Raw genomic sequence first — 25,074 nt, forward strand, 5'->3', positions numbered from 1 at the left:
TACTAAAAGGGGATCAGATCATCCAATAAAAAGCCACCGCTACTGTCGGTGGCTTTTTTGCTTAGGCTTTCACTCTGACTCTACGTCGAAGGAAACCAGGTAAATTCTGATATATGGCAAGGGAAGACACTATCATTGCACAGCCCAATATAGACATAGCCGAAAGCGATTCGTCTTGCACCATCATACCAATAACAATAGCAATCACCGGAGTAATCAAGGTGATCAACGAAACGGTGTCAACCGGACAATGCCTTAACACATAGAAAAACAAGGTTCCACCCAAAACAGAGCCGGCGATAACAAGGTAAATCACTCCAAGCATTGAATGCGTATCCACAAACTCGGGAATTCGGCCATCCATAAAAAACCAACTGATGACAAAACCCGGCGTGGCCACCAAAAGCACTCCCGTCGACAAACGAAATGCATCGACCTGTCCACCGACCGCCTTCATGCACACCGAACTGAACCCCCACAATATCGCGGACGTTAACATGCCGAGCACGCCATATATGGCGTGCCCTCCTATCTCCATTTGCTCAATATGAATTAACGTGAGCCCCATTATGGCAATAATCAACGCCAACACCTTACCAACGGTAAATACATTTTCCTTGAGGATAAAATACGAAAATGTGCCGACAGTAAACGGGAACATACCCAACACCACAGCCATCACACCGGAGGGTATAAACTGAGCGGACCAATAAACAATAAGCATATTGGGAAACAAACCAATTGCTCCAGCAAAAAAAGCCAGCCAATCTTTTGAAGATTTTACTAAGGGTTTGCGCATAGCAATCAAAATTGCTAAACACACAGCCAGTGCAATCACCATTCTCACACTAATTGCGGTAACAAAACTCAAACTGCTATTACTCCATTGAATTGCTAATGGAGTTGTCGACCATATTAATACAACGCCTGCATACGCTAATGCCACTCTCATGTTCCACCCCCTTACTTGTGGCGAATACTACCCATTTAAAAATTACGCTGTAAAACCCTTGAAAACAAAAAAGGCCGCAGGTTTTACGCTGCGGCCTTTTGAAATTCTGTTGTTGATATGAATTTTCTAGTCTGGCACACAGCAAGCGACGACGCGGAACCACCAAATGGCACAGCGGGCGACGACAACATGCTTGGCAAACATTGAGAAATTCATATATTTGTAACGTAAACAATAATTCTTAATAATTAACGGTAAGTGGTTTAAAGTGTGCGTTAAAGATCAAAATCGGTCAAGAGAATTATGCAAATATTTTTAGTCGGTGGAGCAGTTCGAGATAAACTTCTCGGCTACCCCTATTCAGAAAAGGATTGGGTTGTAGTGGGCGCAACCCATCAAGAGATGATTGAACAAGGCTTCACCCAAGTCGGCAAAGATTTCCCGGTATATTTGCACCCCCAAACCAAAGATGAATACGCCCTGGCCCGCACCGAACGAAAAACGGGGAATGGCTATACCGGATTTCAATTTAATTCTGACCCAACCATTACACTGGAAGAGGACCTGGCCAGACGCGACCTCACCATTAACGCAATTGCCGAAACAGAGACGGGAGACATCGTCGACCCATACAACGGCCAAAGAGACATACAAAACAAAATACTGCGACATGTTTCTCACGCATTTACTGAGGATCCAGTGCGCATACTTCGTGTTGCACGATTCGCTGCTCGCTACGCCCATTTAGGTTTTACCCTCGCAGAGGAAACCCGTCTATTAATGGAACAAATGGTTTTAAATGGAGAAGTCGACCACTTAGTCTCAGAACGTATATGGAAGGAACTCTACCGTGCGCTGTCAGAACCAACGCCCACTCAGTTTATTGAAACCCTTCGTTCCTGCCATGCGCTGAAAAAAATCATGCCAGAACTGGATGCGCTTTTCGGAGTTCCCCAACCGGAGCAACACCACCCGGAAATTGATACCGGGGTGCACGCTTTACTATCGCTTAAAAGGGCGGCATCTCTATCAGACTCTACTAGAATCCGATTTGCAGCATTAATACACGACCTCGGTAAAGGTACGACACCCGAAGAAACCCTACCTCATCACTACGGTCACGAAGAAGAAGGGGTGGCACTTGTCGACCATCTGTGTAACAGGCTGTCCGCGCCAAATGAGTACCGCGATCTAGCCAGAATCTGTACCCGTTTTCACACTCACTGCCATAAGGCTTTCGAGTTAAAACCAAGTACGCTACTTAAAGTTCTGGAACAAACCGATGCTTACCGCAAACCGGATCGATTTGAAGAATTTCTCATTTGTTGCCAGGCTGACGCTCAGGGAAGAACCGGAAAGGAGAATACTGCGTATCCCCAGGCAGAATTTCTACATCGCGCTTATCAAGTCACTTCGAATATCAACGTTAAGGCGTTGCTGGAACAAGGTATTACAGGCAAAGACCTTGGCGAAGCCATCAGAAGAGAGCGACTACGGCAGTTAAAAATATTGAAGCAAGCTGAGAACAAACCGAATGCACACACAGAATAATCAACAGAAAGTCATTCTTATCACTGGTGCAGCTAAACGTATTGGCGCCTCCCTGGCAAAAGACCTGCACTCAAATAACTACAAAATCATTATTCACTATAACCAGTCAGAGTCATCTGCCCGCTCACTTATGGAGTCATTAAATAATCGACGGGCTGACACAGCAACAATGATTCAGGCAGACTTACGCAACCTGGATCAAACCCTTTCTTTAGCCGAACAAGCCATTGCATATTGGGGACGACTCGATGGACTAATTAATAATGCTTCTACCTATTATTCCACTCCTATAGGAGAGTGCACCCCGGAGCAATGGCAGGATTTATTTTCCAGCAATCTCAAAGCACCGTTTTTTTTGGCTCAAGCCTGTGTAGAAGCATTAAAGAAAACTCGCGGACACATAATTAACATTGCCGATATTCACGGGCAACGCCCTCTGGCAAAACACAGCATGTACTGCATGGCCAAAGCGGGCAACATTATGATGACCAAAACCCTGGCCAAAGAACTGGCTCCAGAAATAAAAGTCAATGGTATCGCACCGGGCGCAATACTGTGGCCAGAAAATGATGGGGAGAACAGCGTCGATAACACTGAGATACTGAATCAGATCCCTCTGAAAGAATTAGGCAACACACAAAGCATCACCTCTTCAATTCGTTTTCTACTAATGGAATCCTCTTATATAACCGGGCAGATTATTAACGTTGACGGTGGTCGTTCTTTGAGTCAGTAGTTGATAAAAATCAAGATTTTTACCTGAATATGTACCACAATTTAACTGGTGGGGAGTGTGGTTTTACTCCCTGAAATCCAGCAGGCCGGAAGCCTAAATTGAGAGTTGGAGGTGTGTCATGAGCTTAGTTCCTCGTCATTCCATCTTTGACCTTGATTCTTTTTTTGATAACACATGGATTCCTTTCCGAGCCCACTCTGCAGAGCACGGCGTTTTCTCTCCTCGCGTAGACATCAAAGATACTGGTGATAGCTACGAAATCTCCGCCGAATTACCCGGCATTAAAAAAGAAGACGTCCACGTATCCTTGCAGGATGGTGTGTTATCGATTGAGGCCGAAACTCGCTCAGAAAACAAAGAAGAAAAAGACGGACAAATTATTCGTCAGGAAAGGCGTTATGGAAAATTCTTCCGCAGTTTTGACTTGGGCCCCCAAGTCCATGAGGGCGATATTACTGCCAGTTTCGATGATGGCGTATTGAAACTTTCCGCTCCTAAAACAGAGCCCAAAGAACAAGCCGTAAAACGCATCGAAATTAAATAACGATTGTGACCATAGCGACAGGGACGTTGCCGTTTACCTCTTCTATTCATTTTCATCTATTTAAGATAAAGATTCTCCCCGCCGGTTTAACCATGCACTCTATCAACACACCTAAATATCAGTTAGGCATCAAAGACATATCATTTATCTCGATTCGATTACATGCCTTACCATACCCCAACGTATATTTCAGCGCAGGATAAACCCGAGCGGAACTAATACAATAACCCAGCGTAATAAGCCCCGAGCTTCCCCATAAAGCCCGTATTCTTTCACGTAATTCATCTGCTTCGGGGTTATGTGCCAACACAAGCTCGGTAAAACGCACAACCAATGCAACATCTTCCGGCAATTTATTCAAATCTCTATTTACAATTGCACGCACAATTTCTACATCCACCTTTGCTTCCAAGGCCATATTCACCACTAACTGCGTGCACGGTCCACAATCGTCCCAAATAATCGCCCGTATTCTGGCTGCAAATAACGATTCAACGGGTAAATTACCCGAGTGAGATGACATGGTCTGAAACCCCATAAACTTTAAAAATGCTCCCAGATCCGCTTCGAGAATATCCTGCATATACTGCACATCGTAATCGTAACGCCGCTTCATATTCAGAAGCATTTTACCGAATATATATCGAATCATTATTCCAACCTTACACAATGAGGTTCACGCTCAAATGAAAAATCCAGACATCAATATTGAAATTGTGATGACAAAGACACCCCGAGGCCTTGTTCCTGAACTCTGACAGGCTTAAACAACAGGAAAAGACTCAACAAGAAAGTTATAACGCACGCATTCAGCATCATGGAAAAATTCCCGTTATCCAACAGACTGGCCCCCAACAAAGGTCCCGATGCCAAACCGATAAAAGACACCACATTGGCAATCGTTGAAAGCCGCCCGCTACTGTCCAACTCGGACGTTACCGCTAACAAAAAAGACAGAACTGCCGGCCAGGAGAAAAACAGCAGCGCCATAGCAACAACATAGACAGAAGCCTGTGTTGAAAAACGCAAAAGCGCTGCCGAAAGCATCGACAGAACGACACCCGCAACAACCCAATGCAAACGACCAAAACGATTACCGCTAATCACTGGCAAGGCCGCACCAAGCAAACCCAGTAACCCGGTCAATGCGATATACACACTGACACTTTCATCAGCGATACCGGCACCAAGACCAATAAGCCCAACATAAGCCCAAATTGCACTGGCACCAACTTGATAAAAAGCAATAGATAATAACAATAACAGTGCGTAAGCAAACATTGTAGAGAATGAAGTTCCAGGCAGAGCGGCCTTAGGCTTATGCTGAAGCCGAGGAAGAAATATCAGAAAAATCACACTTAACAGCGAAAAACCAGCCATTACCAAGAACACAGCATGTTCACTATATGTGGTTTCGAAAACGGGCAATAAATAAATGACCAATGAACCAATACAAAATTGTATGAACAGTAAAGCACCAAAGGCTCTGTCTGGGTTACTCAACCTGGCAAGTACAGAAAAAGCAACACCGACACATAAACCACCAAAAATTCCCGCAGAAAAGCGCCAACCCAGCATGCCAGCGTAACTATTAATCCACATAGTGGTTACATCGAAGAGAATTAAACCAATAAAAAAAACAAACAGCGCTCTTTGCCAGTTAACTCGCCGAACTAAAAAAATAGCGATAACGCTACCCAGTAAGCCGCCGTATGTATTTGATGCGACAATCTGTCCGGCCTCAACATCACTGAAACCTATCCCCCCCGCTAATGCGTTAACCACACCCGGCAGGAAGTTGACATAAGAAAGACCAGCCATGGCAATAAAAGCCAGGAATATGTAGGCCAGGGGGCTACCTTCAGAGATTTTCTTTAACACAAAAAGGTTTGGCATAATTTCTCGCTGTATAAATCATTATCGTGGCCAGTGGAATTTTAAGCTTTTGAACACATTTAAAAATCGGCCTAGATCCCTAATAGTCGTGAATATTATTCACGACTTATTCTTGCTACACTCAAAGAACATAAAATTGAGACCGATAGAAATACTCGATGGATAAACTCCGCTCATTGGAAATATTTCTCGCCACCTGCGATAGCGGTAGCTTCGCGGGTGCGGCAAGGATCTGTAACAGCGATCCGTCCACCGTCAGCAAGGCAATCGGACGACTGGAAGCGCAATTGGGCCTAACCCTCTTTCAGCGCTCCACCCGACAGCTGCGCATTACCACAGCAGGTAAACGTTATGCCCGCACGGTACGCAAGATCATTCAAGACCTTTCTTCCTGCGAGAATGAACTGAAATATTTGAATGACTCTCCCAGCGGCACATTGCGTATCAGTTCCGCAGTCTGCTACGGCCACTTATACCTTCGCCCCTTATTCAGGGCGTTCTGCCAGCGCTACCCAGCCATAAAGCTGGAACTCGAAATAAATGATCTACATGTGGACATTATTGAGAACGATATTGATCTGGCTCTGCGTACAGGCTATGTAAAAGACAGCCGCTTGGTTGCTCGGCGCCTAAGTCCGATGGATTTTCTCGTTTGTGTATCACCGCAATACCTCGAAGCACACGGCACACCGCGGAACTGTGACGACTTTAAACAGCATCAATGGATTGGCTTTCGGATAAAAGAGACACAGCAACTACAGCCGATTTTTTTGCCCAACGAAAAAGGGGAATATATCCCTTATGAATTAGAACGAAGTCATATCACCGATGATGGCGAAGCAATGGCGCATATGTGTGCCGATGGTTTGGGCTTTGCGCAACTTCCTCACTTTCTTGCTAAAAAGGGGTTAAACAGCGGCGCACTGGTTTCCCTCTACCCTTACTTCAGGCCACCACAACCCGATAGTGGCGTGTTTGCCATTTATCCCAAACGGGATTATTTACCGGCCAAGGTCAGAGTGTTCATTGAATTTTTAACCGCATCTCTGGCGGCAACAGGAGAAGACGCCAATAGTACCTGGGCCGAAGATTGGAATCCTATCGTTAACTTTTCTCAATAAATTTTTTTTAACAGGATTGTTTTCGACAAGAAAAAATGAACTCACACTTTTACATTAACCGATCAGATTCGGCTTTCCAGATTTTTTGTCCATTTAAATGGAAACTCGTCCATAAGGATGCATAGGTTTTTCCCTGAACGGGGTGACATTCGTTCGGGGCGATTTCTGCCAACGGCCAAAGTACAAAGGCATTTTTTAGAATTTCGCTGCGCGGCAGCTCCACACCGGAATGCACGCCAATCAGCGAATCATAAGTCAAAATGTCGATATCCAAAGTGCGCGCACTAAACTTTGGCGCATTTCGATCCCGGCCGTGAGCCTGCTCTAAAGAGCGAAGATATTGAGATAAGGACTTAATATCCATATCGGTATCGATCATCGCCACCAGATTATGAAAATTGTCGCCATCAAACCCAACGGCCTCGCTTTCATACACACTGGATAAGGCAACCAAACCAAATTCTTTTTTCAGCGCTACCACACCGCTTTTAATATTGTCTTCCTTATTAATATTGCTTCCTAAACTCAAATACACTCGAGCCATTTATTACACTCCGGTCTCGGACAACCTACGCACACAGCGTTTTGTAACATTTAATCAGCGGCACCCGCGCTCAATACGCACGCCAACACTTGACGCCTGCGGAACAGCACCAGGCTTACTCACAGTAAGTGCCAACCAAGGCACGGTAAATTCCCGCAGAATAATTTCTGCAATTTGCTCAGCCATGGTTTCGATTAACTTAAATTCAGATTGCTGAACAAATTCAATTATTCGCTCAGACACAGCCTGGTAATTCAACGTATATTGCAACTCATCGGTTGCTGCAGCCTGACTAATGCCATAACCCATTTCCAGATCAATATGCACCTGCTGCTTGATACTTCGTTCCCAGTCGTACACACCAATAGTGGTGTCCACTTTTAAATCTTTAATAAAAACAATGTCCATCTATGCCGACACGCTCCAGGTTCACTTAACCACAGCAGGCAAATCCGCCAGCGGCCATCTTGGTTTTACTTTCACCGCCAAGCCCTCCGCCTGCCCAGCCAATAAGCGCTGGCACCCGGCATAAGCGATCATTGCACCATTATCGGTGCAAAATTCATTACGCGCATAAAAAACCCTGCTGTTGATTTTTTGCAGGTCTTTCTCAAGCTTTTCTCTCAACCGTTTGTTAGCCGACACCCCTCCGGCAATAATCAAGGTTGTCATGCCCGCCTCTTTTAAAGCCCGACGGCATTTAATGGCGAGCGTATCGACAACAGCTTCCTGAAAAGCATAGGCAATATCGGCACAGGTTTGATCATCCGGCAAACCGTTTTCCAAAGCGTGTTCGGTTACGGTATTTAAGGTATAGGTTTTTAAACCACTGAAACTGAAATCCAATCCAGGTCGATCAACCATCGGACGCGGAAAAGTAAAACGACCTGCCGTTCCCCGTTCAGCCAACTTCGCAATATGCGGCCCACCCGGATAGTCCAGGTCCATCATTTTTGCCGCCTTATCAAAGGCCTCACCCGCCGCATCATCCAGAGACTCGCCCATAAGCTGGTACTGCCCAATGCCATCTACTCGAACAAGTTGCGTGTGCCCTCCGGACACCAACAAAGCCACAAACGGAAAAGCAGGCGGATTATCTTCCAGCATAGGTGCCAACAAATGCCCTTCCATATGATGAACACCGATTGCCGGCACACCCCAACCAAAAGCTATAGCGCGCCCTACACAGGAGCCAACCAGTAAGGCACCGATAAGACCCGGCCCAGAAGTGTAGGCAATTCCATCAATCTTTCCTTTCGAATCGGTTTCATCAAGTAGCTGATCAACCAACGGCAGCAATTTGCGCACATGGTCCCGTGACGCCAACTCAGGAACGACACCACCATATTCACTATGTAGCTGAATCTGACTGTATAAATGATGCCCCAACAAACCTCGCTCACTGTCATACACAGCAACGCCCGTTTCATCACAGGAGGTTTCGATACCCAAAACTCGCATGTATTGCCTCATCCCCAAAAAACAGCGCGATTCTATCATAGGAAACCCGCCGACCACGGTTCGGATTCCCCCCAGGTCTAATCAGGTCAAACGAAATCATTTATCCCTTACTTAATTAGCGACTATTCTTTTAGAATCACCCGCCAAAAATACAGTAAACGTCGCTAAACTGACTAAACAAATAAAAACAAGCACCCGGATACAATGAAGACAAGGAAATACCTGATACAACAAGCGGTTGTTTACTGCCTAATCGGCCTCGCAATCGCGGCGGATGCGGTTGAAGATGGGAGCATTCACCCCCTTCAGTACGACATCATTGTTCCCATCGTTCCCGATGAGGAATACCTGAACATATCAAAAGGTATTCGGATTATCCCGAAAAAAGTAGAACAAAACCTGAAAAAACAGGGAGTTAGAGTTAAATACTTACCCACTGCTCGCGCAATGAGAACATTTGCCCGAGAGGAGTCCTACTGCTATTACGGCGGAACATCCAAGCTTCTAACCCCCTATGTCACTGCCGCATTAATAGAAAGCCCACCCAAAGCAAAACTTAAGTGGTTCATAGCTACAGCCAAGAACGACAAGATAATCACCGACATCAATAAGCTTAAAGGCAAAACAATTGGCATTCCCAAGGGCGTCAACCCAAAGCATCATTTCAGGGATTACGAAGCATATAACTTCGTTTTTGCCACCCGTTCCAGCCTCATACGCATGCTAACTTTTGGCAGCAACATTCGTTTGGATGCAGCAATTCTGGACAGCGACTATAAAGACAGCCTGCTCCAACAGGTTTCTGTCGATACCAGTAAACCGCTGGTTGAATATGGCCGAACCCTCAGCTGTTTTGCCAAAACACCCCATTCCAGAGACCTTCTCAAAGCCTTCAACCAAGCCTTTGAGAATGGTTAAAAATGATTGAAGCAAAGCGGTTGCGGTCAAAAAGAATTACGTATAGAATTGCGCACCCTTGAATTTCGACCTTGGGCGCACCTCTATTGCCCAAGCATTATGACCGAGTATAAATAAGGTAGGAATATGCCTTCAGTAAAACTGAAAGAAAACGAACCATTTGATATCGCGCTACGTCGTTTTAAGCGTTCATGTGAAAAAGCAGGTGTTCTTGCAGAAGTTCGTCGTCGTGAATTTTATGAAAAACCCACTTCTGTACGTAAGCGTAAAGCTGCTGCAGCGGTAAAACGCCACGCTAAGAAAGTTGCTCGCGAAACGAAAAAGTTCCAACGCCTTTACTAATTAGCCGGTTTTTCAACCAAACGAGCTTCCTATGTCTAGCGAAATAAAAGCTCAAGTCGCAGCCGCAGTTAAAGATGCGATGCGCGCCAAAGACAAGCAACGCCTCGGCGTTCTGCGGACGGTCATGTCCGAATTCAAAAAGGTTGAAGTAGATGAGCGCATCGAGCTAGACGATGCGCGCGTTCTTGCCATACTGGACAAACTGGTAAAACAGCGTAAAGACTCTGCTACCCAGTACACCGATGCTGGCAGGCCCGAACTGGCTGAAATTGAAAACGCCGAAATTGCCGTTATTCAAGTATTCCTTCCTGAAGCGCTATCCGATACAGAAATTGCCCAACTTGTTCAAGCGGCAATCGAAGAAAGCGGCGCACAAGGCATGCAGGACATGGGCAAAGTCATGGCAATTGTTAAGCCACAAGTCCAGGGTCGTGCAGATATGGGCGCGGTAAGCAAACAAGTCAAAAGCCTTTTAGCATAACTCGCAAGACTATCCCCCGGATAACGCTTTCCCCCAGGCTAATTGCGTCATACACTTTCGCCCCATGAGCCGAATACCACAAAGCTTTATTGACGACCTTTTAAACCGTATCGACATCGTCGATGTGGTCGACCACAGGGTGAAGCTCAAAAAAACAGGCAAAAACTACGCAGCCTGCTGTCCTTTTCACGAAGAAAAAACCCCATCATTCACCGTCAGCCCAGATAAACAGTTTTATTACTGCTTCGGCTGCGGGGCAACAGGTAACGCCATCGGCTTTGTCATGGAATATGACCGCAGCGGCTTTGTCGAAGCGGTTGAAAACCTGGCCAAAATCGCCGGAGTAGAGGTTCCAAAAGAACAAGCTCGCCCGGAAGAGAATGCACAGCATGGGCGAAATAAGCGTATATACGAGACCCTCGATAAGGCCGCCCTCTACTTTCAGCGACAACTTAAACAGCATCCAGCCAGAAACCAACCGGTAAATTACTTAAAAAATCGTGGCTTAACCGGCGTCATTGCCCGAGATTTTGGGCTCGGCTACGCCCCACCCGGCTGGGACAATCTGCTTAACGCACTCGGACTAAACGAAGAGGACATCCAACTCCTGATCGACTCTGGCCTGGCAATAGAAAGGGAAGACAAACAAAGCATATACGACCGCTTTCGTCACAGAATCATGTTCCCAATCCGCGATACCCGTGGCAGAACAATTGGTTTTGGTGGGCGCGTACTCGGTAACGATAAACCCAAATACCTCAACTCACCGGAAACCGAAGTCTTCCACAAAGGCAAAGAACTATACGGACTCTACGAAGCCAGAAAAAGCAGCCGCCAATTGGAAAACCTGATTGTTGTCGAAGGCTATATGGACGTGATTGCCCTCACTCAATACGGCATCACCAACGCGGTAGCCACACTGGGTACCGCCTGCGGAGAGGAGCACCTGCGACTTTCCTTCCGCTATGTTAGCGAAGTGGTGTTTTGCTTTGATGGCGACGAAGCTGGCCGGACCGCAGCAAAGCGAGCACTTACCAACAGCCTATCCAGTATGGAAGATGGCCGCCAAATCAAATTCCTGTTCTTACCAGAAGGGCAAGATCCAGACAGCCTGGTTCGACAAATTGGTGCCGACCGTTTCAAGGCACAAATAAAAGCGGCCATTCCTCTGGAAGAGTTTCTGTTTGAAGCTGCAGCCGAAGGCATTGATATCCAACAGATGGATGGCCGAGCCAAGTTCAGTAAGATTGCTGCGCCACTCATTAATAAGCTCCCACAAGGTATTTTCAGGGAGCTTATGTTTGAAAACCTGGCTAAGCGCACTGGCCTAAGTACAGAAACCCTGCGCGCGCTCACCAAAGAAGAGTTTCACCTGGTAACGGAAGAACCCCCTTCACAAGAAGAACAAAGCCAGGAATCAGCACCCCCACCGGAAGAGTCGTACACACCCTCTCCTTCCTCGAATCACGAACCTAACTCGCTAAGATCTCAAATCGAATTGAATCCAGCGAGAATGGCCACCATTCTGTTGCTGGAAAGCCCAGAATTATTACAGCAAATGCCACCACCGCCAGACCTCGGTCAATATAAATCCATCGATGACTACGATCGTCTGGCGAAACTCATGAATTACCTCACATCCCGACCGGACACCAGCTTCAATAAAATTCTCGGCTATTGGGGTGGAGTTTATGGCATAGAAGAGCAACAACAGCTGGCCAAGCTGGTCGCCAACCAACTGCTTAATTCAGCCAGAAGCATTGCTCAATACGATTCAGCAAAGGAACTTCGCTACGCATTATTGAAAATAGAACGTCGAATTCAGCGGGATAAAGCCGAATCAGAAATCAACGCATTAAAAGCAATTGGACTGACTCAACTTTCCAATGAACAAAAAAATCGCTTAAAAGAGCTCATTTCACAGCTTCAAGCCATGAAAAAGACGGAATCTAACAATTGATTCTATGGCTACTGCCCCCATATATCGCTATAATTGCCGGCTTCCTTGGCGGGCCTAATTTTTGAGCTAGTCTCAATAGGTGCTAAATCGGAAGATTTCTTCCAAGGAGCAGGCCCTTTGAACACATCTCCATGCGACAGGAACCTGAATGAGCGAACAGGCCCAACAGCAGTCTCGTATTAAAGAATTAATAAACCGTGGCCGAGAACAAGGCTACCTAACATACGACGAAGTAAACGATCACTTACCTGACGATATTTCGGATCCGGATCAGGTCGAAGACATCATCCAGATGATCAACGACATGGGTATCCGTGTATACGAAGTTGCGCCAGATGCCGACGAACTTCTCATGACCGATGGCGAAGCTTCGCCAGATGAAATAGCGGCCGCTGAAGCCGCCGCGGCACTTGCCGCAGTTGAAACAGAAGCAGGCAGAACCACCGACCCCGTGCGCATGTACATGCGTGAAATGGGTACCGTAGAACTTCTTACCCGCGAAGGCGAAATTGCGATTGCCAAGCGTATTGAAGAAGGGCTTCGGGAGCTGATGCACGCATTGGCTTTCTGGCCCGACGCGGTGAAAAAAGTCATGGACGAATATGACTTGGTGGAAAAAGACGAGCGTCGTTTAAGCGATGTTATCAGTGGCTGGCTAGACCCAGCGGAAGAGGTAGAGGCAGCAACGCCTATCTCATCAAGCAGTACCGATGACAGCGACCTTAAAGACAATGACGACGATTCGGACGATGACGACGATAACGACGACGATAGTTCGACTGACGACGACGATGAAGGCAGCTCAGGTATTGACCCTGAGTACGCCAAAGAGCGTTTCGACGAACTTCGAAAAGCGTTAGAAGAAACCGATAAGGCCATTGCTAAAAATGGACGCGAGAGCAAAGAAGCTAACGCAGCTATGGAAGCATTGGGCGAGGTCTTCAAATACTTCAAACTACCGCCACGTCAGTTCGACCCTATCTATAACTACGTTAGGGACGTACTTGAGCGAATTCGTGCCGAAGAAAAAAGCATCATGAATCTGTGCATCCGCACAGCTGGCATGCCGAGAAAAACCTTCACCAAGGAATTCCCCGGCAACGAAACCGACGAAAACTGGGTACCGGAAATCATTAAGAAAAAGCGTGATTACTCCGATGCCCTGCGCGGCTTACAGGAAGAAATCTTCCGCTCTCAACGCAAACTACAGCAATTAGAGCAAGAAACCGGACTCGACCTGGTGACTATTAAGGAAATCAACCGTCGCATGTCCATCGGTGAAGCCCGTGCACGTCGAGCCAAAAAGGAAATGGTTGAAGCCAACTTACGTCTGGTTATCTCCATCGCCAAAAAGTACACCAACCGTGGCTTGCAATTTCTCGACCTAATTCAGGAAGGCAACATCGGCTTGATGAAAGCAGTAGACAAGTTTGAATACCGTCGCGGCTATAAATTTTCGACCTACGCCACGTGGTGGATTCGACAGGCCATCACCCGCTCCATTGCGGACCAGGCACGCACCATCCGTATTCCGGTGCACATGATCGAAACCATCAACAAGCTCAACCGTATTTCCCGTCAAATGCTACAGGAAATGGGTCGTGAACCTACACCGGAAGAGCTTGGCGAGCGTATGGATATGCCTGAAGACAAAGTGCGTAAAGTCTTGAAAATCGCCAAAGAGCCCATCTCAATGGAAACACCTATTGGTGATGATGAAGACTCGCATCTTGGCGACTTTATTGAAGATACCGCGATTACTTCGCCAGTGGACTCCGCAACCACCCAAGGCTTACAGGAAACAACCCGTTCTGTATTGTCTGGGCTGACCGCAAGAGAAGCAAAAGTTCTCCGTATGCGATTCGGTATCGACATGAATACCGACCACACTCTGGAAGAAGTAGGTAAACAATTTGACGTTACCCGTGAGCGTATTCGTCAGATCGAAGCCAAAGCGTTACGCAAACTCCGTCACCCTTCACGATCCGACCATTTACGCGGATTTTTGGACGACACTGAGTAAGTTTTCACCAAAAAAACAAAGAAGCTTTTCAAGAGCTTTGCGGCGCACTATAATGCGCCGCTTCACTTTACGGGCCTATAGCTCAGTTGGTTAGAGCATCCGACTCATAATCGGCAGGTCGCTGGTTCAAGTCCAGCTGGGCCCACCATATTAAGAGACCGCAGCCAAAAGCTGCGGTTTTTTTATTCTCGATGTTTACTTTCATCTAATGGCTAACAACTAAGCATTTCGGGGAAGTAATTTATATAGTCAACCCACCCTAGATTTCCCAAGCAGCACCGGCTCAAGCGACGGAAGGTTTTCCCCTTTGTCTAGCTGCTCTTTATAGACGGTTTTCAACACCCGAAAAGCTTCATAGGAAAGCATCAAGATCTCTTCAATATTTTCTTGAATCTAGCAACGCCTCATACCTATTGATGCATTCGTAGGTATAAAAGCGCTCTGTTATCAATTTCAGCCATTCTTTCGCTTACCTTTTGGATATTTGTTTTGATCAAGAGCTGCTTTAATAATGCCTTAAACATGCCCAACGTCATCATTCTATTGGGAACAATGGGATAGTCGACAGTCTCAAAACCACTGATTATATTCACCTGCAATAAAATAGCCTTACTCACAAATCGCAAACGACAATCAATTCATAAAAAATTTAGACGCCATTCAGATTTGCCAACCAGCGCAAGATTTCAGCAAGAGTTTTCTGGTCTCAGCTGGTTTTATATTGATAAAGGTTGTATACATAACAAACTGCATTTAGTCAGGGAACTCAACTTAAGAGACGTTACGAGTGTTAACGATTGCCTTGCCATTTACACATTTTATTTCAGAGATATGTCGTACCCGACATCTTCCTCTGCCATTTGTATCCATGTTTCATCGGGTATCCAAATTTCCCATTACTAACCCTACCAAGATAAAAGAACGCCGGAACGCTTATACTTCCGGAAAGATCAGATTTTTGGCAAAAACGTTTGAAATATTGCACGTATACAAGGCCAGCGTTTAATTTGTTTTTAGTGATGTTATCAACACACTATTAATTGCTCATTAGAAGAGTCAAAAATTATGTTTTCCTCAAGAACAATAAAAATTCTATTCTTATTTTTTATCGTCATTTTCTTTATTGGCTGTACGCACATCGGCAAACAGAGTCTATCTAATTTATTTGGATTGGCCGAACCCCGAAATAGAGAAGTTACCCAGCTGGATGCTGGGATGGTTGACTACTGGACAGAAGTAAAACCGGTGCTGGAAAACCGGTGCGTTGTCTGCCATAGCTGCTACGATGCGCCATGCCAACTTAAGCTCAGCTCATTTGAAGGGATTGAGAGAGGCGCAACAAATAGTCAGGTTTATGATGCCTCCCGCTTATTCGAAGCGGATCCGACCCGCTTATTTGAAGATGCACATTCCGTATCCGAATGGCGCGAGAAAAAATTCTACCCAATGTTGAATGAACACACTCAATCAATAGCAGCGAACAAACAAGCGGGCGTGATTCATCGTTTGCTTGAACTAAAAGAAACCAACCCCCTACCGGAAGGTGAAGTACTAAGCGAGGAGTTTCTATTCGATATTGACCGAAAACTAACTTGCCCCACACCGGACAACGTTGACGACTTTGAAAAAAAACACCCTCTCTGGGGTATGCCCTATGCTCTGCCCGGTCTGACTTCAAGGGAATCTCAAGTAATAAAGCAATGGCTTGAAGAAGGTGCACTACACACCAAAAGAACGGAGCTATCAAAAACACTGAAGTCGACAGTCTCCAGTTGGGAAAATTTTCTCAATCAAGACTCACTAAAAGCACAATTAATTAGCCGCTACCTTTATGAGCACTTGTTTTTGGCACACCTGTACTTCGAAGGGCAAGATAACAACACATTTTTTAAAATGGTAAGGTCCAGTACAGCCCCCGGCGAACCCATTAACATAATTTCGACCAGAAGACCTTATGATGCTCCAGGGACCTCTCGTGTGTTTTATCGCTTAATGGAGTACCCTGCTGCAATTGTTGCCAAAACCCATATGCCTTATGCATTAACCCCTGCTCGAATGGAACGATGGCAAAATTTATTTTTTAATGCGGATTATGAGGTGAGTGAACTGCCTGATTATGACCCGGCTGAATCCGCAAATCCATTTTCAACTTTTAGCGCAATACCCGTAGCCTCGCGCTATCAGTTTCTGCTCGATGAAGCGCAGTATACCGTGATGGGATTTATTAAAGGCCCCGTTTGCCGAGGACAAGTTGCCTTAAATGTAATTAACGATCACTTCTGGGTATTTTTTGTCAAACCCAATATAGAGCAAGATACTGCGATAAATGAATTTATCGAAAAAAATAGCGATTTATTAAGCTTACCCTCAGAACAAGGAAGCACTTTACATCCGCTAATTTCCTGGCTGAAGTATGCCAAGAAACAACGTCAGTATTTAAAAAACAGAGATGAATATCTCGCTCAAAAAATTGGCAGCGAAATACCTCTGGATTTGGATGGCCTTTGGGACGGAGATAAGACCAATGATAATTCGGCACTAACGATATTCAGGCACTTCGACAGTGCAACCGTGGAAAAAGGCATGCTTGGAGGTTATCCCAAAACCGCGTGGGTACTCACGTATGTAGACCTGGAACGAATCCATTACCTCCTGGTTGCTGGATACGATGTCTATGGCAATGTTGGGCATCAATTGCTTTCCCGTCTCTATATGGATTTTCTCAGAATGCAGGGCGAATCCAACTTTTTGCTTCTTCTACCACAAAAAGACCGCGTTGAGGAGCGCAACAATTGGTATCGAAACGCCAGTAAGGACGTACTCGACTACTTAACAAGTCCTGCTATAGAAAAAGCAAATCAGGAGCCAAACATACAATACTACTCGGACAATAAGAAGCTTGAGCTCTATGGGATGCTGGAGAACAAATATGAAGCAGCCTATCCAAGCCAGAAACATCTGAAAACACTGAAAAATAAAAGCCTTGCACAAGCACTTGAACCACTTGCAAAGCTTACAGGAATACAAATCAGCAATATGCCCGAAAGCGCCGTTGTGATTATTGAAACAAGTAAAGGCGATGAATATTTTACGCTATTGAAAAATAGTGCACATCTCAATATCACCTCTATGTTCAAAGAAAGTAAAAATCTCATTCCCGAGGAGGATACCCTATCGCTTATTCGGGGTATTTCAGGCAGTTACCCTAATGCGTTTTTCAAAGTAGCAGAAGATGAAGTGGGTAAATTTATTGCACAGGTGGAAAAAAGCAGTGATCCAAGTGAGTACGAATACCTAATGACCCAATACGGCGTTCGTAGAACACACCCAGAGTTTTGGCAATTTAGCGATAGAGTGCATAAAGAGTTTAGAAAGATCGATCCGATTTCATACGGCCTGCTGGATTACAATCGTCTGGAGAATAGGTAATAGAATTATATTTAGCAAGCAATATAAGTGAACTATTGAACTGGCTGGTTGTATAAACCAGCCATGCCACAAAATATAAACGTATTATTTATGGAATAAAAATTATTTTGGTGGAAAATCTTCCAATATTCGACTGACAACATTTTTGACCACTCGCTCTTTCTCATCTGCTGAGAGATCACGAGGCACTTTGCCCGACGCCGTTCCACGCCAAATCAATTTACCCGTTTTGGGGTCAATCACATCCAAAACAAAAGTACCCAGCTCATAGTATTGAAGTTTGTTTTCGACAACGCTATCGGTATACGGCATGCCTATAGTCGCATAGCGGAACGTACCTGCCCCATAGTAACGCCAACTCGAGTAGTACCCCTGATAGGTATTATAGGTTTTTACATCGATTCTGGGCTCGGTAGTAATCGAGTAGTTAACCCAGAAATCCGCCTGCCCATCATCCACCAAACGCATTTGCTTAGTGCTGAGCTGTTCGTTAACATTGCCCCGAATTCGGTCATCTAAAATATCGTTATTTAGGTACTTCTCACTTTTTTCATTGAAAACGTTTGGCGTATGCCAACTAAAGGTTCGCAAGGAATTAAAATCGTAATCGCGATCAAAGTCTGAATTAACCGCAACTTTATTTGAGCTACATGAAATAAGAAAAACAGCAAATACGGTCGAGAAAATTATTTTTATCACAATATTTAACCTCGGCAATAATCAAATTATCAGATCAAAATACAAGCAGCTTAGACCAAAGAAGAGTGTCATTATAGATGAGCACCTAACACTCATCTTCAGCCATCCTATACCTATTTTTCTATAAACACCTGCCTAAAAAAGTGGTACTGCTGGTACGTTTTAATTTATATACCAACCAACAACATCATAGATGAACCAACCACTTTTACCGCATATTGCCAGCAACCCAAAGCCATTAACAGGAATTAGTTTGCCAAATTGATTGAAACAAGACGCATTTGTCGCTTAAGGTCACTCTAATTAATCATAGATAATGCTCTATGCACCTCACTCAACCTTTGCGCAAAACGAACTTTTTATATACCCAAAAAAGACATATAAATATAAAAATATATTCCTTTATGGAATTTGCTTAGTTTCGTAATATCCGCATTTTACTTTTGGCGAAAGCAACCGTATGGACTGGCAAGGCTGGATAACTCTTTCTCTAACAGTAGGCGTGCTCCTCCTACTCGCACTCACCAGAATCGCACCTCATCTGGTGATGATCTCTGCGCTCACCGTATTAAGCGGCATAGGCATTTTAAATAGCAAAGAAGCTTTAGCAGGCTTTAGCAACTCCGGATTAATCACGGTCGCAGCCATGTTTATTGTTGCAGCTGGCGTCCATCATTCCGGTGGCATAGATTTATTAGTCAATAAACTACTTCGCCGCCCCCGTACTGTACGCTCGGCAATAAGCCGTATCTTTATCCCGGTGGTTTTATTCAGCGGTTTTCTGAATAACACGCCTGTGGTGGCCACCATGATTCCGGCAATAAATGCCTGGTCGCGCAAAATAAAAATCCCCGCATCAAAACTTATGATTCCCCTGAGTTACGCTGCAATTTTAGGGGGCACACTGACACTAATAGGCACCAGTACCAACCTGGTCGTTAACGGGCAATATCAAAGCTTAACCGGGGAAAGCGGTTTTTCAATGTTTTCAATTACAGCGGTTGGCTTACCGGTTGCACTGGCAGGTGTTGTCTTCATGCTGGTATTTTTTCCTCGCTGGCTACCTGACCGCAGCGATAAACAGGCATTTGCCAATTTGCGGGAATTTACGCTGGAAGTCACTGTTGCACCTGACGGCCCATTAGTTGGAAAAACCGTCGCCAAAGCAGGCCTTCGCCATTTGGAACGTATATTCCTGATTGAAATTGAGCGTCAAGGCAACATCGTCACCGTGGTTCCACCCGACGAAATTCTCCAGGGGAATGACCGCTTGGTTTTCGCCGGTGACACTCAAGCGATATCGGATTTACTGCGCATTAACGGCATTATTCCCTCTGCAGAAAATGGACATGCCACGCCACTCACAGAAAAGCGTACAGATCGATGCTTAGTAGAGGCCGTGGTATCGCCCCACTGCGGCGCAGTCGGCCAAGCCATTCGCGATGCCCGTTTTCGCAACCGGTACGGCGCTGCAGTACTGGCTGTTGCCAGGGGCGGAGAACGAGTTAAAGGCAACCTCGGCACCATTAAACTGGAAGCCGGTGACACTTTACTTCTGGAAGCACGGCCCGCATTTATTACCCGCCAGCGCTACAACAAGGATTTCTTATTAATCAACGACCTTGACGAAGAACCACCACGACATGAAAAAGCGTATCTCTCGTGGACAATTCTTATCGGCCTTGTTGCCTCAGCAAGCGTGGGAATAATCAGTATGCTCAACGCCGCATTAATTGGTGCGGGTTTAATGATTCTCACCGGATGCTGCTCAGTTAACCAGGCAGAAAAAAGCCTGGATATCAGCGTTATTCTTACCATTGCGGCCTCATTCGCCCTCGGTACGGCATTACAAAAAACCGGTGTGGCCGCCATGCTTGCCGAAAATATTGTCAGCCTTAGTTTCGGCCAGGCCTGGGCAATGCTATTACTCACCTACTTTACCGTATCCCTATTAACCGAAACCATTACCAATAATGCTGCTGCGGTACTTATGCTGCCTATTATTTTGGAAATGACGGAAAAAGCCAGCCTGAATAACGAGCCCTTTATTTTTGCGATTATGATGGCCGCATCCGCCAGCTTTGCCACTCCCCTGGGCTACCAAACCAACCTGATGGTGTATGGGCCAGGGGGCTACCGTTTTAGTGACTTTGTAAAAATTGGATTGCCGATGAATATATTTATTGGCGCTGTCACTTTGGCGGTATTGCTTTTGGGCTGGCCGTTGACGAAGATGTAAGCTCACAACTCGGATACATTGATCAAATCACACATTACAAAGGGCTCAATACATAAAATATTGGGATTACAATGTATTAAGTAGAAACTTTCCATCTGACAAATAAATAGTAGCCCTCATGACCTACGAAGAGTTCAATAATTACTGTCAATCACTTCCGGCAACAACCTACATTGCCCAATGGGGTAATGCCCATGTGTGGAAAGTGGGAGGAAAAGTATTTGCTATTGGCGGTTGGGAGAAAACGAACGAACCTGCTTTTACCTTTAAAACCTCAGACTTAAATTTCAATCTTTTGCAAGACGAAGAAGGTTTTAGGCCAGCCCCATACATGGCATCACGTGGAATGAAATGGATTCAGCTATATCAATCACAGCAGGATAGTGACGAAAAACTACGATATTATATTAAAGAATCTCATCATCTTGTTTCGCTTGGGCTCGCGAAAAAGATACAGAAAGAATTGGGGTTAAATCAAGAGTAGATACGAACAATGGGAAAAAGCCTTCACAAGCGAGAATTTTAACCATGAGGACAAGGAAAAAGATGCGTTTATTATATTTAATACTATTCCTTCTCTACTGTTCATACAGCTACGCAAATAGTTCCGCAAACAAAGCTGATAGTTTATTGGAGTTTACAAAAGGGTTTAAGGTAGAATTTGAGTATACCGTCGAAAAAGTCGCAACAAACAGCCAAATAATCAAACCGAATAATATAGAACGTATTAAATACAAATCTACCAAACCATTCGCCGAAGATTCATCTGGAAAATGGTTTATGCGGTTTTCCTTAGACATCATCCAATACAAAGATGCAGAAGAAGCAAAAGGTGCATTTGAGGATCTTAGAGAAAAGACCAAAGGTATATTTTTGATCTCAAAGTGTCAGGACTACATTGTACAAAAAGGACACAGGATATACTGGATATCAACACCCTGCCACTTTTGGAATATTAGCAAACTAGAACGACAATTCAACATAGTAATGAAAATACCAGATGTAAGTATCGGTAATGCCATACGCTGTAAAAACGGAGGTTTTTGTGAATAAAAAAAGTTATGTATAAAACACCACTCATACCAGTTAAATTCCCATTATTGGGTGAGTGGTGCGCGATAAATACACCGGGTCATTGCATACCCAGCCACGGAACGGATATGTTAGGTCAGCGCTTTGCTTACGATTTTTTCCAAATAGACTGGAGCCAGGAAAGTGGTTATAAATGGTACCGCTCACCCAAGTGGCGTAGCAGATTGTTTGGCGTCCCACTTATAGATTCTATATGCTATTCACAACCAATTTATTCTCCTTTTGATGCGGAGGTGGTAGAAACCTACGACGGCTTAAAAGAGAGAGATCCAGTTCATTTCTTAAGGGACTTATTTTCTGTATTGAAAAATGGACTAACCCTTAATGCTTCTTGCAATGCAGACTTAATACCGGCGCTAGGAAATTATATTATTCTTAAAAACCATCATACCTATTGCCTAATAGCTCATGCGAAATGTGGTTCTATAAAGGTCAGCACTGGCGATAAGATTCATACAAGCCAGAAATTGGCGGAAGTTGGCCATTCCGGCAATTCAACAGCTCCACATTTACATTTTCAGCTAATGGACAATCCTGATCTTTTACGTGCAAACGGAATTCCTTGTTCATTTATATCCTATGAAATACACAAAGATGGTAAATGGACTACGGTTAGAAATGGCGTACCAGGACGAAGAGAACGTATTCGTGCGTAATAAGATCAACTAATACGATAACTATATTAAATTAACCCGTAAATAAGTCTACATGTTTAAGCAACATCCAAAAAGGGACACTCCAACGGTATATCTCAGCTGCATATCTGTCGCACCGCTCTCTGATATAAAATGCCATGACAAGAGTATTTCTCTCGACTTATGACGTGGCGTGCATTTTTTAGATTTAGGCCTATGTTCGATTCCAGCGATATGGACATGCTTTTTATAAAAGGCTGTATTGCATTAGTAACTGAACTAAGAAAAGTTCTGGCATAGTATCAACCGATTAGACCCCAACCTATTTGTATTCAATTATATTGGTCTCCGCAACGTAACACTGACGCCCCAAACTACCTTTTAGATTGTGAAAATCTCCCGTTGCAATAAACGGAATATTTCTCTCTTGATATGGCGTTATCGTTTTTGTGGCGAATTCAAACAGAAACACGTCTGACTCACGACAACCACCACCAACAATATAAAAAACACCCTCAGCCGTCACCTGTAGTATCTTGGCATTTTTCGGAAAACTGTCAGATAGCATTACAGGCTCTTCTTGATCTGGCCGACTAACCCAAAGCCCGGGTTTGTTTTCATACTGAAAATACACTGAATCATCTAACGCTATTGCCGCACCAACAGAACCAAAGGTGATTTGAATCTCTTTTTTACTCTCTGGCCAAAGGTGCCAGATATTGGCTTGGTTATCACTACGCTTAATAACAACAAGTTGTTTATCAGTATCGCGCCAATCTACAGGCTGAATGTATTTTGCCCCGCCCAACAGTTTACGAGAGATATTTTTAACGAAATCATATATAAAGATCTCGTCATCCGCCCGATACAGAAACTGCTCGTCGCCTTCCAACCACACGATATCGCGTATTTTTTCTGCCTCAACTTCAACAATTTGTTTTTCTTTACCGTCAACGATGAGCCATATTTGAATCTGGTTGTTGCGTACAGACGCGTAAAGTATCTTCTCTCCATTGGCGGAGTATTGGGGTTTAAAGTTATAAGTATCGTTTTCCGTAATCTGTTTGTTTTCTCCTTCCAGTCCATAGTTCCAAATATTCGATTTGAGCTTTTTCTCCGTCATGTAAATGGACTGCCCGTCAGGAGAGAACCGAGGCCGATAAGCGACATGATCTTTGTACTTCAGAAAATCAATTTTCTGGATCTCGCCATCAAGATATATAGCAAACAGCGCTTCATAGTCGGCAAACACGAGCACACCGGTCCCATCAGGAATCCAACTGAGATTAACCTGATCGGCCTCGACTTTACTCCGAGTCACTAACTTCGCATCCGAATCATATATTTCAATTAAGGCTTTATGCTCGTTGTCGTAAGCAACAGCTGTCATTCCGTTATTGACGGCGGATGCCAGAGGTGTAAGGGTGGAGCTGGGTGAACGGATTTCTACTGCGGCATTGTTATTGGCGAGATCAATACGATAGCGCTTGTTGGTTCCATTCACCCCCTGCCGTGCAACCACCTCAATCACAGAATCATTCCACCAGCTTGCGCTAAACAGTCTCCCCTGCCAGCGGCTAACCAGCTTTTTATTACGCATCGACCCTTTAGCCAGATCCAGGTCATACACATAAATCGCATAGTAGTAATCTGCGGCTTCGTAAAAGTTTTTGGTGAGAAGCTTATTTCGACTTCTTCGCACCTCGGCCGCTAACAGCTGGGACTGATCTGGAGCCCATTCCAACAGGAACCACATTCCTGGAATCTCATCGACATCCCATTCTCTCCCCTCTTTGTTTCGAACAACAAGACGGCTGCTAATCTGCTCTAAATTGGTGAGATCAACATTATCCCGAATATAGGCAACATGCTGATTATCCGGATGGGGCTCGGCAACTCTTTCCAAACCGGTTTCATTGGTATATCCGCGTCGTTCGGCAAACACGGTTTTGTGTTTCTTTTCCAAATGATAGGAAGGGCTAGTCCACCACCACACCACAACTCCCACACAGAGCAGCAGGCATAAAGCCGCCCCCAACAGAGTCCAGTTTGTAACGACAGCCCCGCTCTTCTCAGCCGAGGGCTGAGAGAGTTTTACCTCGAGTGAAACCTCATCTCTGGAATATTTCGGCGGAATGAGAAGCTGATAGCCTTTTTTGGAGTAGTTAGCCACTATCTCCACATCGCCCAATAACTGTCCCAAACCTTTACGCAGGGAGGTAATACACTTAGGTACAGTTCCGTATGAAACCACCCTGCCAGACCACAATTCGCTAATAAGCTCTTCGGCACTTACGACACGATCCTGATGTTTGGCAAGATACTGCAAAACCCCCATCACCTTGGGTTGAACTGTGACGCACGCATCCCCCCTGACAAACTGATTTTTTGACGGGAGCACATGAACGTCGTCAATAAAGAAAGAGGTTTTGTCGTCCATATCTCAGTATA

At 44.9% G+C, this 25,074-nt stretch carries 22 protein-coding genes and 1 tRNA gene; 15 read left to right on the forward strand and 8 right to left on the reverse strand.

What is annotated here, in order from left to right:
- Window positions 1–61: 61 nt before the first annotated feature.
- Window positions 62–952 carry a DMT family transporter gene (locus tag P5V12_RS16665; RefSeq protein ID WP_316954222.1) on the reverse strand — a complete coding sequence of 297 codons (891 nt, stop codon included), beginning with the start codon at window positions 950–952 and terminating at the stop codon, window positions 62–64.
- A 303-nt stretch (window positions 953–1,255) separates the two neighbouring features.
- Here P5V12_RS16665 and P5V12_RS16670 point away from each other — a divergent pair, with 303 nt between their 5' ends.
- The 3 genes from P5V12_RS16670 to P5V12_RS16680 all read left to right on the forward strand — a co-directional run bounded on the left by P5V12_RS16670 (window position 1,256) and on the right by P5V12_RS16680 (window position 3,783).
- Window positions 1,256–2,503 (forward strand): multifunctional CCA addition/repair protein, encoded by a 1,248-nt coding sequence (locus tag P5V12_RS16670; RefSeq protein WP_316954223.1) that lies wholly within the window; start codon window positions 1,256–1,258, stop codon window positions 2,501–2,503.
- The gene (locus tag P5V12_RS16675; RefSeq protein WP_316954224.1) at window positions 2,487–3,239 is read left to right on the forward strand and encodes a pteridine reductase; all 753 of its coding nucleotides are present in this window, start codon (window positions 2,487–2,489) and stop codon (window positions 3,237–3,239) included. The genes P5V12_RS16670 and P5V12_RS16675 overlap by 17 nt, the downstream gene beginning before the upstream one ends.
- A gap of 118 nt (window positions 3,240–3,357) precedes the next feature.
- Entirely contained in the window at window positions 3,358–3,783 is a 426-nt protein-coding gene (locus tag P5V12_RS16680; protein WP_316954225.1) for an Hsp20/alpha crystallin family protein, read from the forward strand.
- A 118-nt stretch (window positions 3,784–3,901) separates the two neighbouring features.
- Here P5V12_RS16680 and P5V12_RS16685 read toward each other — a convergent pair whose 3' ends face one another.
- Both P5V12_RS16685 and P5V12_RS16690 read right to left on the reverse strand, forming a co-directional pair.
- Window positions 3,902–4,435, reverse strand: a complete 534-nt coding sequence (locus P5V12_RS16685) for a hypothetical protein (RefSeq protein ID WP_316954226.1) — start codon at window positions 4,433–4,435, stop codon at window positions 3,902–3,904.
- Between the two features lie 50 nt (window positions 4,436–4,485).
- Window positions 4,486–5,679: an MFS transporter gene (locus tag P5V12_RS16690; protein ID WP_316954227.1), complete on the reverse strand. Its 1,194-nt coding sequence runs from the start codon at window positions 5,677–5,679 to the stop codon at window positions 4,486–4,488.
- A 158-nt stretch (window positions 5,680–5,837) separates the two neighbouring features.
- On the opposite strand from P5V12_RS16690, the gene P5V12_RS16695 reads away from it, so the two are divergent.
- A complete protein-coding gene (locus P5V12_RS16695) occupies window positions 5,838–6,800 on the forward strand; it encodes a LysR family transcriptional regulator (protein ID WP_316954228.1) in 963 nt (320 codons plus the stop codon).
- Between the two features lie 49 nt (window positions 6,801–6,849).
- On the opposite strand, the gene folK is transcribed toward P5V12_RS16695, so the two are convergent.
- Genes folK through tsaD form a run of 3 tightly spaced genes read right to left on the reverse strand, consistent with a single transcriptional unit; the run spans window position 6,850 to window position 8,805 of the window.
- Window positions 6,850–7,344 carry a 2-amino-4-hydroxy-6-hydroxymethyldihydropteridine diphosphokinase gene (gene folK / locus P5V12_RS16700; RefSeq protein WP_316954229.1) on the reverse strand — a complete coding sequence of 165 codons (495 nt, stop codon included), beginning with the start codon at window positions 7,342–7,344 and terminating at the stop codon, window positions 6,850–6,852.
- 54 nt (window positions 7,345–7,398) lie between these two features.
- Window positions 7,399–7,752 carry a dihydroneopterin aldolase gene (gene folB / locus P5V12_RS16705; RefSeq protein WP_316954230.1) on the reverse strand — a complete coding sequence of 118 codons (354 nt, stop codon included), beginning with the start codon at window positions 7,750–7,752 and terminating at the stop codon, window positions 7,399–7,401.
- Between the two features lie 21 nt (window positions 7,753–7,773).
- Complete coding sequence (tsaD, locus tag P5V12_RS16710; RefSeq protein ID WP_316954231.1) at window positions 7,774–8,805, reverse strand: tRNA (adenosine(37)-N6)-threonylcarbamoyltransferase complex transferase subunit TsaD; 1,032 nt, start codon at window positions 8,803–8,805, stop codon at window positions 7,774–7,776.
- Window positions 8,806–9,009: 204 nt separating this feature from the next.
- Here tsaD and P5V12_RS16715 point away from each other — a divergent pair, with 204 nt between their 5' ends.
- The 7 genes from P5V12_RS16715 to P5V12_RS16745 all read left to right on the forward strand — a co-directional run bounded on the left by P5V12_RS16715 (window position 9,010) and on the right by P5V12_RS16745 (window position 17,958).
- Window positions 9,010–9,723 carry a hypothetical protein gene (locus P5V12_RS16715; protein WP_316954232.1) on the forward strand — a complete coding sequence of 238 codons (714 nt, stop codon included), beginning with the start codon at window positions 9,010–9,012 and terminating at the stop codon, window positions 9,721–9,723.
- A gap of 126 nt (window positions 9,724–9,849) precedes the next feature.
- Window positions 9,850–10,065, forward strand: a complete 216-nt coding sequence (rpsU, locus tag P5V12_RS16720) for a 30S ribosomal protein S21 (RefSeq protein WP_316954233.1) — start codon at window positions 9,850–9,852, stop codon at window positions 10,063–10,065.
- A 31-nt stretch (window positions 10,066–10,096) separates the two neighbouring features.
- Entirely contained in the window at window positions 10,097–10,546 is a 450-nt protein-coding gene (locus P5V12_RS16725) for a GatB/YqeY domain-containing protein (protein WP_316954234.1), read from the forward strand.
- Between the two features lie 64 nt (window positions 10,547–10,610).
- On the forward strand, window positions 10,611–12,506 hold the full coding sequence (gene dnaG, locus P5V12_RS16730) for a DNA primase (protein ID WP_316954235.1): 1,896 nt from the start codon (window positions 10,611–10,613) through the stop codon (window positions 12,504–12,506).
- A gap of 148 nt (window positions 12,507–12,654) precedes the next feature.
- Complete coding sequence (gene rpoD / locus P5V12_RS16735) at window positions 12,655–14,529, forward strand: RNA polymerase sigma factor RpoD (RefSeq protein WP_316954236.1); 1,875 nt, start codon at window positions 12,655–12,657, stop codon at window positions 14,527–14,529.
- A 71-nt stretch (window positions 14,530–14,600) separates the two neighbouring features.
- Window positions 14,601–14,677 (forward strand) — tRNA-Ile (locus P5V12_RS16740).
- A gap of 917 nt (window positions 14,678–15,594) precedes the next feature.
- Window positions 15,595–17,958: a fatty acid cis/trans isomerase gene (locus P5V12_RS16745; RefSeq protein WP_316954237.1), complete on the forward strand. Its 2,364-nt coding sequence runs from the start codon at window positions 15,595–15,597 to the stop codon at window positions 17,956–17,958.
- 102 nt (window positions 17,959–18,060) lie between these two features.
- Here the strand turns inward: P5V12_RS16745 and P5V12_RS16750 are convergent, their stop codons facing one another.
- Window positions 18,061–18,657 (reverse strand): DUF4136 domain-containing protein, encoded by a 597-nt coding sequence (locus tag P5V12_RS16750; protein ID WP_316954238.1) that lies wholly within the window; start codon window positions 18,655–18,657, stop codon window positions 18,061–18,063.
- A 460-nt stretch (window positions 18,658–19,117) separates the two neighbouring features.
- Between P5V12_RS16750 and P5V12_RS16755 the strand changes: the two genes are divergently transcribed.
- From P5V12_RS16755 to P5V12_RS16770, 4 genes are all read left to right on the forward strand, one after another.
- Complete coding sequence (locus tag P5V12_RS16755; protein ID WP_316954239.1) at window positions 19,118–20,896, forward strand: SLC13 family permease; 1,779 nt, start codon at window positions 19,118–19,120, stop codon at window positions 20,894–20,896.
- Between the two features lie 118 nt (window positions 20,897–21,014).
- A complete protein-coding gene (locus P5V12_RS16760; protein ID WP_316954240.1) occupies window positions 21,015–21,380 on the forward strand; it encodes an MmcQ/YjbR family DNA-binding protein in 366 nt (121 codons plus the stop codon).
- Between the two features lie 62 nt (window positions 21,381–21,442).
- On the forward strand, window positions 21,443–21,949 hold the full coding sequence (locus P5V12_RS16765; RefSeq protein ID WP_316954241.1) for a hypothetical protein: 507 nt from the start codon (window positions 21,443–21,445) through the stop codon (window positions 21,947–21,949).
- A 107-nt stretch (window positions 21,950–22,056) separates the two neighbouring features.
- The gene (locus P5V12_RS16770; protein ID WP_316954242.1) at window positions 22,057–22,644 is read left to right on the forward strand and encodes a M23 family metallopeptidase; all 588 of its coding nucleotides are present in this window, start codon (window positions 22,057–22,059) and stop codon (window positions 22,642–22,644) included.
- Window positions 22,645–22,945: 301 nt separating this feature from the next.
- Here P5V12_RS16770 and P5V12_RS16775 read toward each other — a convergent pair whose 3' ends face one another.
- Complete coding sequence (locus P5V12_RS16775) at window positions 22,946–25,063, reverse strand: winged helix-turn-helix domain-containing protein (protein ID WP_316954243.1); 2,118 nt, start codon at window positions 25,061–25,063, stop codon at window positions 22,946–22,948.
- Window positions 25,064–25,074 lie beyond the last annotated feature (11 nt).

Source organism: Teredinibacter sp. KSP-S5-2 (assembly GCF_032773895.1).
In the GTDB taxonomy this organism is placed as follows: domain Bacteria; phylum Pseudomonadota; class Gammaproteobacteria; order Pseudomonadales; family Cellvibrionaceae.

Coding starts and splice junctions, on each gene's coding strand:
- P5V12_RS16665 (WP_316954222.1), bottom strand. CDS start 952: ATGAGAGTGGCATTAGCGTATGCAGGCGTTGTATTAATATGGTCGACA.
- P5V12_RS16670 (WP_316954223.1), top strand. CDS start 1,256: ATGCAAATATTTTTAGTCGGTGGAGCAGTTCGAGATAAACTTCTCGGC.
- P5V12_RS16675 (WP_316954224.1), top strand. CDS start 2,487: ATGCACACACAGAATAATCAACAGAAAGTCATTCTTATCACTGGTGCA.
- P5V12_RS16680 (WP_316954225.1), top strand. CDS start 3,358: ATGAGCTTAGTTCCTCGTCATTCCATCTTTGACCTTGATTCTTTTTTT.
- P5V12_RS16685 (WP_316954226.1), bottom strand. CDS start 4,435: ATGATTCGATATATATTCGGTAAAATGCTTCTGAATATGAAGCGGCGT.
- P5V12_RS16690 (WP_316954227.1), bottom strand. CDS start 5,679: ATGCCAAACCTTTTTGTGTTAAAGAAAATCTCTGAAGGTAGCCCCCTG.
- P5V12_RS16695 (WP_316954228.1), top strand. CDS start 5,838: ATGGATAAACTCCGCTCATTGGAAATATTTCTCGCCACCTGCGATAGC.
- folK (WP_316954229.1), bottom strand. CDS start 7,344: ATGGCTCGAGTGTATTTGAGTTTAGGAAGCAATATTAATAAGGAAGAC.
- folB (WP_316954230.1), bottom strand. CDS start 7,752: ATGGACATTGTTTTTATTAAAGATTTAAAAGTGGACACCACTATTGGT.
- tsaD (WP_316954231.1), bottom strand. CDS start 8,805: ATGCGAGTTTTGGGTATCGAAACCTCCTGTGATGAAACGGGCGTTGCT.
- P5V12_RS16715 (WP_316954232.1), top strand. CDS start 9,010: ATGAAGACAAGGAAATACCTGATACAACAAGCGGTTGTTTACTGCCTA.
- rpsU (WP_316954233.1), top strand. CDS start 9,850: ATGCCTTCAGTAAAACTGAAAGAAAACGAACCATTTGATATCGCGCTA.
- P5V12_RS16725 (WP_316954234.1), top strand. CDS start 10,097: ATGTCTAGCGAAATAAAAGCTCAAGTCGCAGCCGCAGTTAAAGATGCG.
- dnaG (WP_316954235.1), top strand. CDS start 10,611: ATGAGCCGAATACCACAAAGCTTTATTGACGACCTTTTAAACCGTATC.
- rpoD (WP_316954236.1), top strand. CDS start 12,655: ATGAGCGAACAGGCCCAACAGCAGTCTCGTATTAAAGAATTAATAAAC.
- P5V12_RS16745 (WP_316954237.1), top strand. CDS start 15,595: ATGTTTTCCTCAAGAACAATAAAAATTCTATTCTTATTTTTTATCGTC.
- P5V12_RS16755 (WP_316954239.1), top strand. CDS start 19,118: ATGGACTGGCAAGGCTGGATAACTCTTTCTCTAACAGTAGGCGTGCTC.
- P5V12_RS16760 (WP_316954240.1), top strand. CDS start 21,015: ATGACCTACGAAGAGTTCAATAATTACTGTCAATCACTTCCGGCAACA.
- P5V12_RS16765 (WP_316954241.1), top strand. CDS start 21,443: ATGCGTTTATTATATTTAATACTATTCCTTCTCTACTGTTCATACAGC.
- P5V12_RS16770 (WP_316954242.1), top strand. CDS start 22,057: ATGTTAGGTCAGCGCTTTGCTTACGATTTTTTCCAAATAGACTGGAGC.
- P5V12_RS16775 (WP_316954243.1), bottom strand. CDS start 25,063: ATGGACGACAAAACCTCTTTCTTTATTGACGACGTTCATGTGCTCCCG.